This window comes from Cyclobacterium amurskyense, assembly GCF_001050135.1.
Taxonomy (GTDB): Bacteria; Bacteroidota; Bacteroidia; order Cytophagales; family Cyclobacteriaceae; genus Cyclobacterium; species Cyclobacterium amurskyense.
In genome coordinates, this window is sequence record NZ_CP012040.1 from 341,653 (window position 1) to 356,331 (window position 14,679).

At 37.2% G+C, this 14,679-nt stretch carries 10 protein-coding genes; 4 read left to right on the forward strand and 6 right to left on the reverse strand.

What is annotated here, in order from left to right:
- Positions 1-3: 3 nt before the first annotated feature.
- Positions 4-675, reverse strand: a complete 672-nt coding sequence (locus CA2015_RS01385; protein ID WP_048644292.1) for an FAD-binding oxidoreductase — start codon at positions 673-675, stop codon at positions 4-6.
- A gap of 566 nt (positions 676-1,241) precedes the next feature.
- On the opposite strand from CA2015_RS01385, the gene CA2015_RS01390 reads away from it, so the two are divergent.
- Entirely contained in the window at positions 1,242-2,903 is a 1,662-nt protein-coding gene (locus CA2015_RS01390; protein WP_157470243.1) for a hypothetical protein, read from the forward strand.
- Position 2,904: 1 nt separating this feature from the next.
- On the opposite strand, the gene CA2015_RS01395 is transcribed toward CA2015_RS01390, so the two are convergent.
- On the reverse strand, positions 2,905-3,753 hold the full coding sequence (locus tag CA2015_RS01395; RefSeq protein ID WP_048640268.1) for an alpha/beta hydrolase: 849 nt from the start codon (positions 3,751-3,753) through the stop codon (positions 2,905-2,907).
- A 163-nt stretch (positions 3,754-3,916) separates the two neighbouring features.
- On the opposite strand from CA2015_RS01395, the gene CA2015_RS01400 reads away from it, so the two are divergent.
- Positions 3,917-5,047 carry a DegT/DnrJ/EryC1/StrS family aminotransferase gene (locus tag CA2015_RS01400; protein WP_048640269.1) on the forward strand — a complete coding sequence of 377 codons (1,131 nt, stop codon included), beginning with the start codon at positions 3,917-3,919 and terminating at the stop codon, positions 5,045-5,047.
- Positions 5,048-5,415: 368 nt separating this feature from the next.
- Here the strand turns inward: CA2015_RS01400 and pgi are convergent, their stop codons facing one another.
- Positions 5,416-7,062 (reverse strand): glucose-6-phosphate isomerase, encoded by a 1,647-nt coding sequence (gene pgi, locus CA2015_RS01405; protein ID WP_048640270.1) that lies wholly within the window; start codon positions 7,060-7,062, stop codon positions 5,416-5,418.
- A 757-nt stretch (positions 7,063-7,819) separates the two neighbouring features.
- Here pgi and CA2015_RS01410 point away from each other — a divergent pair.
- Both CA2015_RS01410 and CA2015_RS01415 read left to right on the forward strand, forming a co-directional pair.
- Positions 7,820-10,018 carry a tetratricopeptide repeat-containing sensor histidine kinase gene (locus CA2015_RS01410; protein WP_048640271.1) on the forward strand — a complete coding sequence of 733 codons (2,199 nt, stop codon included), beginning with the start codon at positions 7,820-7,822 and terminating at the stop codon, positions 10,016-10,018.
- Positions 10,019-10,169: 151 nt separating this feature from the next.
- Entirely contained in the window at positions 10,170-10,814 is a 645-nt protein-coding gene (locus CA2015_RS01415; protein WP_048640272.1) for an MCP four helix bundle domain-containing protein, read from the forward strand.
- 39 nt (positions 10,815-10,853) lie between these two features.
- Here the strand turns inward: CA2015_RS01415 and CA2015_RS01420 are convergent, their stop codons facing one another.
- The 3 genes from CA2015_RS01420 to CA2015_RS01430 form a co-directional block, all read right to left on the reverse strand.
- Complete coding sequence (locus CA2015_RS01420) at positions 10,854-12,335, reverse strand: sodium:solute symporter (RefSeq protein ID WP_048640273.1); 1,482 nt, start codon at positions 12,333-12,335, stop codon at positions 10,854-10,856.
- A 173-nt stretch (positions 12,336-12,508) separates the two neighbouring features.
- Positions 12,509-13,441: a dihydrodipicolinate synthase family protein gene (locus CA2015_RS01425; RefSeq protein ID WP_048640274.1), complete on the reverse strand. Its 933-nt coding sequence runs from the start codon at positions 13,439-13,441 to the stop codon at positions 12,509-12,511.
- Positions 13,442-13,509: 68 nt separating this feature from the next.
- The gene (locus CA2015_RS01430) at positions 13,510-14,679 is read right to left on the reverse strand and encodes a sialidase family protein (protein ID WP_053086629.1); all 1,170 of its coding nucleotides are present in this window, start codon (positions 14,677-14,679) and stop codon (positions 13,510-13,512) included.

The window sequence follows — 14,679 nt, forward strand, 5'->3', positions numbered from 1 at the left end:
CATTTACTTTTCAAAAACCAAGGCATCCGGAGCTGCCCCCAGTTCTTCCAATGCCTTATTAACTGCTATTATAAATCCTTCAGGCCCACATACGTAAAAATGCTGGCGCTTAAAATCATTGATATTTTTTATTAAGTATTCCTTATCAATTCTTCCGCGATCGAAAGCGGAATCTTTTTGTTTCTCGATAATATTTTGAAATTTATGACCCAAGATGGTCTTCAACTCTTCAAAAAGTATAATGTCCTCATTGGTTTTATTGGCAAATATCAAGCGGTTATTACCAATCTCATTTTTTTGACGCAAATCTCGTAAAATGGAGATAAAAGGGGTGATCCCTGCGCCTCCTGCCAAAAACACACCCTCACCTTTGTAGGCAATGGCTCCCCATGCATCACCTATTTCCACTTTATCCCCTACTTGAGCATCACCCAACCTTTTAGTTACCCCTTCATGGTCATCGTAGGTTTTAATGGTGAACTCCAAAAAATCATCTTTGGGAAGGCTTGTAAAAGAAAATGGCCTTCTTACATCTTCCCAACCTTCTTTTAATAAACTCAATTCTGTGGCTTGCCCAGGTACAAAAGGATACCCTTTGGGCTTTTCAATTTTAAAAGCATAGGTATCATGCGTAACTATACTTTTATCTAAAATTCTTAATTGATAGCTTTCCATTGGATTTTGGGTTTTATGGTTCATAAACTTTTTAAATAACCACAAACATTAATCCATAATTAAATTTTACACCTGTTTAATATGATTTTGTTATTATTTACTTTCACAGATATGGAAAGCTCCAAGTACATAAGTATCAATACCAGAAGAAGTAAATAAAAAATTGCCATTCAACCCGGATTATGTAATAGGATTTCTCCGCCCTGACAATGTCAGGGGTGAAGCCTGTCCAGTGTTTACGGGAAGTGTTGCAATCGCAAGAAAATCAGACTGTTTGGAGATTTTAGCATAGCACCGCTATGGTGAAATTGAAAACAGTAACGAAGTGGCTGATTTTAAAGCGATTTCAGCACGTAATAGAATTTCAATTGCATATTTCGGGTTCAATTTAGGCGAGCTATGTATTGCTGTTCATTATTTTATTTCATGTCATCCTATTGGCAGACCGCTCTCCTTGAATAAATTGAGAATTTCGAACTTAAAACATATTTATAAGCACATTCTGACAGTATTAATTGTCATTGTCTTTTCTAGCCCTTACTTTAATCCAAATTAAAAAACTCAAAATGACTATACTGTTCACCTCCTTCCTGCATTGGTTTATGATTTTGTCCTTGCTTGTTTCAGAAGCCCCGACAGAAACCATTAAAATCGCCGACTTCACAAAGTCCTTTGAAGATTTAAATACCCTTCCGGCGTCCTTTTTGGTAACCAATAACATTACTTACAATTCAGAAGGAGGCCATCTTCAAGGCATTCAGCTATATAATGACCATACTGCTTACCTAAGCGGAAGCTCAGAAGACTTGAGTTATATGGTGAAAATGGAATTGGGGGAACAATCTAGGGTATTGTCCATAGATACATTGATGCATGCTCCACTACGTCATGCGGGTGGCTTTCAAATATTCGATCAATATCTGGCTGTTGGCATTGAAGACAATAAGGAAAGGAACCTTGCGTACCTACAAGTCTATAATTTGGAAGCTGAAAATCCTTTTGACAAACCCATCTATACCATAGCGCGAAAAGGAAATTACGAGCGGGTTACAGCCGGAGCGGTAGGTATAACTACATTCAGAGGTGAAATATTGATTTTAGTTGCCAATTGGGACAGTCGGGTTCTGGACTTTTATTCCTGTCCTGAACAGGACTTTTATAATGGAAAGGGGGAATTTACTCTTAAAAGTGATATAGAAGTAATAAAACAAACTACTTCTGAATGGTCCGATCCCAAATGGTTATCATATCAAAACCTAAATTTATTTTCTGACCAGAAGGACCAACTGTACATGGTTGGCACCGCCAAGAATGAGGCAGGAGATCAGGTTGCAGACTTGTTTAAGCTACAACTACCCTCCTCGTCCGCCAAAATCACAAAACTAAATTCTAAGATATTTAATACCAGCACTTCGGTAGACTTTAAAGCTGCAGCAGGCTTAAATATTTCAAGCGAAGGTGATCTAATATTGGCAGCAGCTCCCTACCAATTGGAAAAGAATACCACCATCAATTTATTTGCCCATAAAGAACCGAGTTGGAAAAAAACAAGAGAATGGCCTTCTCCAGATGCCCGACAGGCAGCAGCTGCCACTGAACTACATGCGTTTGCAATAAATAACCATTCCATTAGTAAATACGATAGGTCTACGGGTGAATTAATCACTTCCAGAAGCTACCCAAACACAAAGCATTTGAACAGTGGTTTTCTTAGCGGCGGTCTCCTCTATTGTGCCCACTCCAACTATCCAAATCAACCCGATAGCAGTAGCATTCGAATAATCGATCCCAAAAGCCTAACATTAAAAAAAACAATCAAATTGAGACAATCTAAAGGTAGCCTTACTTGGATTGTTAAAAACAAGGGCTATTGGTATGCCCTCTTCGCTTATTATGGTGAAAACAATCACCTCACTTACTTGGCCAAAATGAATGAGAATTGGGAGATTCTACAAAAATGGAACTTTCCTAACTCTATCATTAAAGAGATGGGTAAAATGAGTATTTCAGGGGGTGTAGCCTGGGAGCAGGGATTTGTAGTAACAGGCCACGACGAAAAATTATTGTATTATGTTACCCTACCTGAAAACGGTGAAAATTTAAACTTCATAAAACAATATAAAGCACCATTTACAGGTCAGGGAATCGCATTAGACCCTTTAACTGGGGGCCTTATTGGGATAAATAGAGCCGAAAAGAAGGTGGTTACCGCCAAGTTTTTACCATAGGTTATTCGCCCAGGCCTTTAACAAAAGTAGTCACCCATCTAAAACCTCTACTTGGCGTATAAATCATTTGAAGCATCATAGGAATATGCCTTTTGTTCTTTTGAACCTTAAAATTCGGCTCTGGTTCATATTTCTTGTATTCTTCCATAAACCGATCAGTACCTTCAAGGATACTATCGTAAGTTTTACCTCCCATCATAAATAGCATTGGAGGCATATTGTCATGTAGAAAATAAATTGGAGAGGTATCTTTCCAAACTTCTGGGGAGTCAGTAAAAGTCTTCAAATGGGAAGTACCTGGTGCATTGTTTTTTTCTTTAAGGTAGTGATACATATCAAAGCCAGCGGCATCAATAAGCACGGCACCTGCAATTGGATTTTTAACACCCAAACTATCAAAATACTCATCTCGAATGGCAACAAGACTAGCTAAATGACCACCAGCAGAATGCCCGGAAACTACTATTCTTTCAGGATCTCCCCCATAATCAGCAATGTTCTCATCCACCCAATTCAAGGCTTTCGCAGTAGCTTTTCCCATACTATGGATTTTATATTCCGGGCTTAAGGGATAATCAATTATGACCGTAACAATATTTCTCCTGGCCCACCTTCTGCCAACTAGGCTGTATTTTTCTTTGGATCCAGACCTCCAGCTACCTCCATGGATAAATACCAAAACAGGAAGGGCTTCTTTAATTTTTTTTGGCCGGAAAACATTCAACCTTTTTTCTGGTAATTCTCCCAGATAACCATCTTCCATGTAAGTAATGTTCTCAGAAACTGTAATCCCTCTCAAAGAACAGGACCCACATAAAACCAAGAAAAAAGAATAAATCAATAAACGCATTTAATTGTCTTTTTTATCTAATATACGTGGATTCATCCAATGCAGACCATTCATGAAAACCACGGAATTAAATATTGATAAATTTTTATTGAGTTTATCTCAATTAATGGTATCAATTCTTCCTAGTTAATTATTTTCGTGTCTTAATTCATGATTTAAATAAATGAAGGAAAATTACCCAATAAAGTTTTTGGACTTAAAAGCCATTAATCAGGCATTTGAGCCTGAACTCACAAAGACGCTTATAGAAATAAGTCAAAGCGGTCAATATGTCAATGGGGAAATCTCCGCGAAATTTGAAAAAAACTTTGCAACCTATACAGGAACTGAGCATTGCATCAGCCTGGGGAATGGCACCAATGCGCTTGAATTAATACTTAGGGCTTATCTGTTTATGGGTATTTTAGAAAAAGGAGATGAAATTCTTGTTCCAGCTAACACTTTTTTCGCTACTTTTCTGGCCATTTCCAATCAGGGATTTGTACCGGTACCCGTTGAACCGGATCCTACCACATTTAATATTTGCGCCAAAAGAATTGAACAGAAAATCACTGGTAAATCCCGAGCCCTATTATTGGTTCACCTGTTTGGTAGAAATGCATTCAATGAAGAGATAGAACAGCTTGTAGATAAGCATCAACTTAAGCTAATTGAGGACAATGCTCAAGGAGTGGGATGTGTTTTTAATGGAAAAAAAACTGGTTCACTAGGGCATGTTGCAGCGCATAGTTTTTACCCCACAAAGAACTTAGCTGCCTTGGGAGATGCCGGAGCGGTCACCACTGATGACCCTGAGCTAGCTTCTACCATCAGGGCTTTGGGCAATTACGGAGGCAAGGAAAAATATGTGTTTGAGTATTTAGGCACCCATTCAAAGATGGATGAAATCCAAGCGGGGATACTGAATGTAAAGCTTCCTTGTTTAGATAAAAACAACCGCTACAGAATTGAAATAGCGAATGCTTACCTCAAGGAAATTGATTCCATTCATTTGACCTTACCAAAGGCGGTTGAGCAAAACCAAGCCCTTTCGCATACCTGGCATCTATTCACCATTCTCGTTCCTGAAAGAGAGAAATTGATTAAACACCTCTTCGAAATGGGCATTGAAACAGCCATTCATTACCCTATTCCACCTCATCTTCAACCGGTTTATGGACAAATGGATTTTGGAAAATTACCTATTACTGAAAAAATCCATAGAGAAATATTAAGTATTCCGCTTAACCCAGTATTGAACAAAAAGGAAGTCAAAACCATTATCGAATCCATTAACAATTGGGATGGAAAGTGATATTTAAACAATCCGACTAGACATTGTAAAAAGACCTTTTACCCGAAATATGCAATAGACATTCTATTACGTGCTGAAATCGCTTCAAAATCAGCCACTTCGTTGCTGTTTTCAATTTCACCATAGCGGTGCTATGCTAAAATCTCCAAACAGCCTGATTTTCTTGCGATTGCAACACTTCCCGTAAACACGGGACAGGCTTCACCCCTGACATTGTCAGGGCGGAGAAATCCTATTACATAATCCGAGTTTAATTAAGTGATAAATCACTTTCCATGGATTTAAAAAAAACCTGTAAAAACTAACAACAGTCAGTACAGGTTTTTTTCTTCTAAACAGTCAATTGAATGAATATTGACTGAATCAGCTTATGCTTTTCTGAAATCTTTAAATGCATTGATCAACCCATTGGTAGAAGAGTCATGCGAGCTTACCTCTTCATCAGATTTCAATTCAGGAAGTATTGATTTCGCAAGAACTTTACCTAACTCAACTCCCCATTGGTCGAAACTGAAAATATTCCAAATCACACCTTGAACAAATATTTTATGTTCGTACATGGCAATTAAAGCGCCTAGAGTGGAAGGGTTTATTTTCTTAACCAAAATGGAATTGGTAGGCCTATTCCCTTCAAAAACCCTGTGTGGTGCAATCTTTTCAATTGTCTCAGGAGATTTTCCTTCTTTTTTCATCTCTTCTTTAACCTCTTCAAGAGATTTACCATTCATTAAAGCTTCTGTCTGCGCAAAAAAGTTTGACATTAGCTTGGCATGATGGTCACTCACCGGGTTATGCGTTTGAGCAGGTGCGATAAAATCGCAAGGTATTAACTGCGTACCCTGATGAATCAATTGGTAAAAAGCATGTTGTCCATTGGTTCCCGGCTCACCCCAAATGACAGGGCCTGTTGAATAGTTTACTTTGTTGCCTTCTCTATCTGTATATTTGCCATTACTTTCCATGTTTCCTTGTTGAAAATAGGCTGCAAAGCGGTGCATGTATTGATCATAGGGCAATATGGTCTCTGAAGCAGCACCAAGAAAGTTGGTGTTCCAAATTCCAATTAATGCGAGTAGTACAGGAAGGTTTTTATCAAACGACTCTGTTCTGAAATGTTTGTCCATGTCATGAGCTCCCTCTAAGAGTTTTCTGAAATTATCAAAGCCCACAGCGCAAGCAATGGTCAAGCCAATTGCGGACCATAAGGAATACCTTCCTCCTACCCAATCCCAGAATTCAAACATATTGTCAAGGTCTATACCAAACTCACTAACCGCCTTTCCATTAGTAGAAAGTGCGATGAAATGTTTGGCTACCTCCGACTCATTTTCGGCATGCTCTAAAAACCAACTTCTTGCGGTGTGCGCATTGGTCATTGTTTCTTGAGTTGTAAAGGTTTTAGAGGCAATAAAAAACAAAGTAGTTTCAGGGTTTACCTGTTTTAATACCTCTGTGATATGGGAACCGTCTACATTAGAAACAAAATGCGTTTTAATATGCGAATGCTGATAAGGTTTCAATGCTTCTGTCACCATTACAGGACCAAGATCGCTCCCTCCAATACCAATATTGACAAGGGATTCTATTGGTTTACCAGTATAACCTTTCCATTCTCCATTGGAGACCTTCTCAGAGAAAACCTTCATTTTATTCAACACCTCATTGACCTTTGGCATTACATCCTTTCCTTCTACATAAACGGGATCATTGGATCTGTTTCTCAATGCAGTATGAAGAACTGACCGTCCTTCAGTGCCATTAATGGCTTTGCCTACAAACATATCCTCAATCGCTTCACTGAGGTTGGTCTGATTTGCCAAATCGAAAAGGGAAGAAAGAATTTCCTCATCTATTCGGTTTTTGGAATAATCGAGTAAGATATCATTGAAGCGGACACTGAATTTCTGGAAGCGCTGAGGGTCTTTTCCGAATAAGGATTTTAATTCAATTGATTTTGCTGTAGCATCAGAAAGCATTTTCCATGCTTCAGTTGAGGTTGGGTTGGTATTTTTCATTGTATTTGTATATTCAATTTTGAACCTTAAAGCTAAAAATAAATTTCAAGCATTTAAAAATTTACTCACTAACCTATCTTTATTATTTTTTTTAAAATAGCTTACTATTAAAATCCATAATAAAGGAAAGTCAAAGTTCAGAATTTGGATTATCATTTTAAGACTCAGTTTAAAAGCGATTTTATTTCCCTATTAACATTTCTTTACCTTATTGAGAAATTACTTTTATTCAAAAAAATAAAAGGCTAAAATCAATCGAAATGCCATTATCCACCTATCGGAAATATTTGTTTTTTTAAAACAGAAGTACCTAATAAAAGCAAGTGTAAGAAAATAAAAAAAACACAATGGCTTAACAGACAACAACTTAAATAATTAATTTAAGTAGATTAAATAAATTATAGAAATTAATGTTACTATAACTCTAAAATTGGCTAATTAATATATAAAAATTAATATTTTAGCAATAACTTTGTCATTAATCCGATAAGTCAAAAAATAGCTCCCTAACCAACAGTAGTGATTTTTGACTTATAATCAGGAGATGACTGCACTTAGAAAAGTCAAATTGATAATGCTTTCTATCTATTAAAAGCATGAAAGAGTTTTGTGCCAAAAAGAATAAACGATGGCACCTTTCATTGATTACATCGTATTCTAGGGAAATAACAAACTAAACACCACTAATAGTAGTTAAATCCCTAATAAAAGTACAATGGGAATTATTTGACCTTGTCAATTCAAGGCATCTGAAAACTTGCAAATCAAAATATCTATCGATTGTACAAGATGGATTGATAAAAACTGGAATTCGCTTACTACTAATAAAACAGAAATACCATTGACTGCGCTTTTAAATTTAAAATTTTTTTTCACTACTTCTGTCGCATTTTCAGTAGTATTTGCAACGCATTCCATATTTGCTCAGACCGAAACACTCCGCAGCCAAATAGATCAAATACAAGCCATCGAAAATTACGAGAATTTCACTCCTAATTTTGAATATATAGACCAATTGAACCGCCTAGGTGAACGCTACTACAATATAAATCCGGATAGCACCTTTTTACTGGCAATGAAAAGCTTGAAGGCAAGCGAACAAATAGGCTATGCCATAGGAAAGGTTGATGCCTATAGAAATATCGGCGCTTACCACAATGTTAAGGGAGAGTACGATCAGGCCATGAATTATTTCGAGGAGGGCTTGTCTATCGCTGAGAAAAACCAATATTGGTTGGGATTGGCTAATATTTACAATAGCATAGGGCTTAACAATTACGAAAGAGGCAATTACTCCGATGCTGTCATCTATTATTTAAAAGCCCTGGGGATTAAAGAAGAACACTTATCCAAATTGGAACAAAGCAAAACTTTGAATAACCTAGGTTTGGTTTTTATGGATTTTGGTGATTTGGACAAGGCTTTGGACTATCATTCCCGAGCCTTAAAAATTAGGGAAGAATTTAAAGACAATACAGGAATTGCTTCCTCAAGAATTAATATAGCCCTTATAAATAAAGAAAAAGGCGACTTAGATGAAGCCAAAAAGCAATTCAATGCAGCTTTGAAGTTAGGTTTAAGAATAAACAACCGGCAACTAATATCTGTAAGCTATTTCAATATCGCTGAAATTTTATTAATTAAAGAAGAATATAATGAGGCCTTGGCCTATTTTGAAAAAGCGCTCCTTATCGATAAAGAAAGGGGCGATGAGGTAGGCATAGGTTATGATTTACTTGGTATTGGTGAAGCACAAATGAATCTAAAAAGGCTAAGGCAGGCCAAAGAAAATATTCAGAAAAGCTTAACCATTTTTGTGGAAAGCGATATCAAGAGCAATATCAACAAAAGTCATCTCCTGCTTAGCCAAGTTTATGAGATGGAGAACAATAACACTCAGGCGCTCTATCATTTCAAATTACATAAAGCTTACCAAGACAGTATCGTAAATCTAGAAACTGAGAAACTAATTCAAGAGATTAGTGAAAAATATGAATTTGACAGAAAGGAAGCTGAGTTCCTTCAAATCCAAATAGAAAAGGAACTTCTAAATGATAAGAGGATGGAGAAAAACTTCCGCATTGGAGTTACTATCATTCTTGTAATATTGTTAATCGCTTTCATATTAGCTATAAGATCAATAAAATCACAAATAAAAGCCAAAGCTTTTGTCACTCGTCAGAAGAATGAATTGGAGATATTAAATAAAAAGCTACTGCAACAAAAAAATGAAAACGAGCAAATAACCAACCAACTTTTCTTAGTAAATGAGACAAAAGACAAGCTCTTCAGCATTGTAGGTCACGACCTAAAAAGCCCTATTAACAGCTTAAAAGGGCTAATGCAATATGTGATGGATGAAAAGTTAAGTCAAAATGAGTTTTTGACAGTTGCAAAACAACTGCGGAATGAGGTAGAACAAGTTCATTTTACCCTTATCAATTTACTTAACTGGGCCAAAGGGCAAATGAAAGGAATTGTGACAGATCCTGTTGCCATTTCCATTCATAAAATTGTAGAAGAGAACATCGATTTAAACGAACCCATTTCTGAGAGTAAAAAGATAGAAATCATTGATGAATTAGAGGAGAACACCATTTGCTTTGCTGACAAGGATCAAATCAACCTTATTATAAGAAACATTATGAACAATGCCTTGAAATTTACGAACAAAGGAGGTAAAATAGTAATTTCAAGTAAAAGACATGGCTATGATTTTTGGGAAATTTCTATTAAAGACAATGGCATTGGCATGTCTAAAGAGGCATTAAACAATCTTTTTTCAAAAGAACTGGGAGGAAAGCCACAATATGGAACGGAGGGAGAGAAAGGAACTGGTTTAGGTTTGAAACTTACCAAAGATTTTATCTCGAAAAATGGAGGTGAAGTGAAGGTATATAGTGAGAAAGGTGTAGGTACTAATTTCACTTTCACATTACCTTCTGCCTACATCTAAGGGATAGAAATATTATTCTCTTTCATTGATAAATCAGAAATTAATGACTTATTTAATACATTGATTTAATTAAGACGGTACACGTACCTAATCATTTAAAAACAAACCTATAAAACCGGTTAATTATATATAAATCTTTAGTTAAGGAAATATGACAGGAAAAACCTTCTTTGCATTCAAGACAAAAATCGCCATTGCCTTAATTCTTGTTTTATTTCTCATTTTCGCTAAAAGTCTGGTTGACAAAAGCAATGTAGATGAGTTAGAAGCATCCTTTGTGACAGTTTATGAAGACAGGTTGGTGGTTCAAGACTATATTTTTAATATCACAGAGCTTCTCTTTAGAATGCGCTTATTGGTTGCCAATACTGAATCTATAGAGCAATATTTATCAGTGAAAAACCAGGTAGTGGACTATCATGAGCAAATCCTTGCGATTATCTCAGGCTTTGAACGCACCTATCTCACTCCCAAGGAAGAAAAATATCTTAATGATTTCAAACATTTGGTCTCAGAAAAGTTAGAAATACAGAGTTATTTCAGTGATCAGGTGGCTACGCAAAAAAATTACGAAACCAGTGTTCAAAGATTCAATTCGGATTTTGAGCGTGTATTCAATGATCTTAGAGAACTGTCCAAAATTCAATTATTAGAAGGCCAAAAACTGACCAATCTTAGTTATCGAATCAAAGCTCGATCTGATATTTGGTTACAATTTGAATACGCTGTTTTATTTATTTTGTTAATCATTATCAGCATGCTGATTTACTCTTCAAGAGGAATTCAAAAAGAGTAAATCAACATTAAAGTCTGATAATATTATTATTAGCAGTGATTAGCTTTTTCTATTGGCGATAGCAGAGAATAGAAAGCCAACCAAAAAGATGACGACAGTACCAAATACAATTGTCAGATTGGCGTGAAAAGTACTTCTAAACTTCATGCCTTCCTCTAGTAAGACAGGAGACAAACTCATCCAGCCTATTACTAGGACACCTAGGGCTACTCCTATAGCAGCGTATTTTTGTTTGATATTTTTACCAATAAATCCAAGTAAAAACAAACCAAGGATACCTCCGCTAAATATTGCTGACAAGGCCCACCAAGCATCCAATGCACTTTGCACACCATTGAATGCAATGGCCACTACAATAGCCAATAGCCCCATAACAAATGAAGAGAAAAGCAAAACTCTCATTTCAGCTTTTCCGCCTACCTCTGGTGAAATGTATTTCTTATAATGATCAGTAAGTATAATAGTAGCAGAACTGTTTATACTTGTAGAAATAGTACTCATACCTGCCGCAAAAATCGAAGCAATAAGCAATCCTGTCATCCCAACAGGTAAACCACTTACTATAAAATAAGGAAAAACCTTGTCAGCCTGATCTTTCCCGCTAAATGCCTCCGGCAATAACTCTGGCATCGCCTGGTAGTAAGCAAAAAGTGCTGTCCCGATAAAGAAAAACAATAATGAAACAGGTACATATAAAAGACTCCCCAACAAGGTTGACTTCACTGCTTCCTTATCTGATTTGGCACTAAGGTACCGTTGTACGTAATTTTGATCAACACCAAAATTCTGTAAATTTATAAATAGCCCATAAATCAATATCACCCAGAAAGTACTCTCAGACAAGCTAAAACCCATACTACCCAAGCTAAACTTATCATGCTCAGCTCCGATAGTGAATACTTGTCTAGGCCCCTCTGGCATAGAGAACATAATGATCAACAAACAAGCCAATGCACCTGTTATAAGCACTATCCCCTGAATGGCATCTGTCCAGATCACAGCCTCAAATCCACCCATAATCGAGTAAATAAGTACACTTACCCCTGTAATGATGATGATGACAGGAATACTCCAACCAAACATGACATTCATTGGCAAAGCCAATAAGTACATTATGGCGCCCATTCTTGCCAATTGCGTCAACAAGTAACATATAGAAGCATAGGTCCTAGCCCATGGCCCAAACTTAGTTTCAAGGTAATAATAGGCCGAAGGATTTTTTATTCCCCTATAAAGAGGAACAAAAAACTTGACTGCTAAAATTGCTGCTATTGGAATGGAAAGGCTAAACACAAATCCACTCCAATTGGACAAATAGGCATTCCCAGGAAGTGCTAAAAAGCTGATACTACTCACAAAAGTCGCAAAAATGGACATCCCTATGGCCCAGGAAGGCAATCGGCCTCCTCCTGTAATATAATCGTCTGCAGACCGCTTTTTGAAATAAAAGGAGGCTCCAAAAAGGATTATAGCCAACATATAGGACAAAAATACAACTAAATCAATAAGGGATAAATCCATTCTTTTTACTTTTTAAATGATTATTTCAGGCTTTTAAACTGATTATGCCATAGCATTCTTAATTCCAAGTGACTAAATAAAAATCAGACTAAGGGGAAGAGTTAAACCTACAACAATTGACGGCTTCTATATTAGCTTCACTACGGATTTTAAAAGCTATGGCATAAATGGGGTTATATGTACTGTTTATAGGCTGCGAGCCCAGTCAATTTCTTCTTAATTACTTCAATTTGATCTTTATCGAATGCTGATAGCGGTGTAGCCAGGTAGCCACTGCCGATTCCTATGATAGACATGGAAGCCTTTAATCCTTTAAGGAAACTAGAACCATAAGAGCCCATGGCATAAATTTCATCGGCCAATTCCATCACCATTTCCTGAAGTCTTGCAACCTCTTTTAAATCTCCTTTGTCAGCAGCATTATACAGGTCTACAAAAAGTTTCGGGAAGACATTGGCCCCACCACTTACGCCACCATTTCCACCCATCAAAACTGTGGAAGCCATCATTTCTTCAGGTCCAACAAGTAAGGTGAAATCAGGTCTATTCCTGAAAGCATAAATCATGGCATTGAAAAACACAGCTTGTCCTGAACTGTCCTTAAGCCCATAAACATTAGGGTGTTTGGACAATTCCAAAACAGCTTTTTGCGTCATCATTGTTTTGGTATGCGAGGGCATATTGTACAAGTACAATGGAAGCGGTAAGGCATCGGCAAGCTTATTGAAATAAGTTATTAACTCACTTTCTCCTAAGCCATAATAATAAGGTGGAGCTGCTACTACTGCTGCAGCGCCTGCTTCTTTTGACAAACGGCTTAAAGCCAGACTCTCTTCTAGAGAAGTATCCGTAATCCCAACCAATACGGGAACTCTTCCATTTACTTTCTCACAAGACAAGGTTATTAGCTCTCTCCTTAATTGGTAAGAAATGTTGGTACACTCCCCGGTAGTACCAAGAATAAAAATACCATGAACTCCACCAGCTATAAGATGCTCTATTAGTTGGGCAGTTCCTTCTTTATCTAGCTGATTATCGTCCAGCAAAAGGGTAGCCATTGGAGGAATTACCCCTCTCAATGGCTCTTTTTTTAAATCTCTATGCATTTCTTAAATATGTATGTAATTGGGTATTGGATTAAATACCTGCAACAGTCTAGTTTATTATGTCTGTATTAAATTTTACTGGGGTCTACAACCACATACTTAACCGTCTTTCTATCGTAAGTATAAGTCATGTGTACCATTCCATCCTTACTTTGTATAATGGCTGGATAGCTATAACCTGATTCGTTGGGCTCGTTTTCAAGAGTCATAAACGGTGTCCAGTTTTTTCCATCATCAGAAATGGCCAAATTCAGCATATTTCTTCCTTTAGGCTCTTTTCCTTCTTTGGTACTATGGTTATAGATCAAAAGTTGTCTTCCATCGGCTAAAGTCACGGCATCTGTACCCGAATTAGGATTTGGCAGTGAAGTGGCCTTCATCGGAGACCAGGTTTGTCCGTTGTCAGTAGACCAACTTTCTGAAATCACATCCTGACGGGTACGACATAAAATCTGTAGCGATCCGTCTTGGTGAAACAATATACTAGGCTGAATCGCATCAAACTCGACTCCATCATTGATAGGTCCTACAACCTCCCAAGTCTTCCCATTGTCTTTACTGATTTCAAAGTGAACCATCCAGAAGGTGTCCTCATCTTTTATAAACTCTGTACTTGTTGGAGCGATTATAGTTCCATCTTCAAGTTGAACAGCCTTGTTTTTTACTGGGCCTAAAAGAGGACCAATGGCTGGATCTTCCCCAAGCTTTCTAGGCTCAGACCAAGTTTTACCATCATCATCCGAGGTGATCAACATGCCCCACCAAGTTCTAGGGTCAGGACCTACTTTGTAAAATAGCATTAAAGGACCATCCTTAGGCTGAAACAATACTGGATTCCAAGTGGGATACCTCAAATTTGCATTTTGAACCCCATTTGCTACTTCTACAGGTCTTGTCCATTTTCCATTCTCCAAATGAGTCACCCTAATTCCTACATCAGGGTTTTTTTCATGTGTTCCTGAAAAGAAAGCCGCTACTATTCCTGATGGAGTTTCCACCAATGTAGAAGCGTGAACTTGAGGTGTAGGTCTATCATCCAATGGATAGATAAGTTCAGCGTGTACCAATGGACCTTCGCCTACTTTTTGTTTTTCCGGAAGATGATAATTTCCAGTGATGTCATTTGGTTCCAATTGAACATCTTCTTGGACTTCAGCCTTTTTTTCATTGCTTCCTCCGCAGGAATTCAGCATTAGTCCAGCTGTTAATGCAAGTACTGTAAGTGTGGTTTTTCTCAT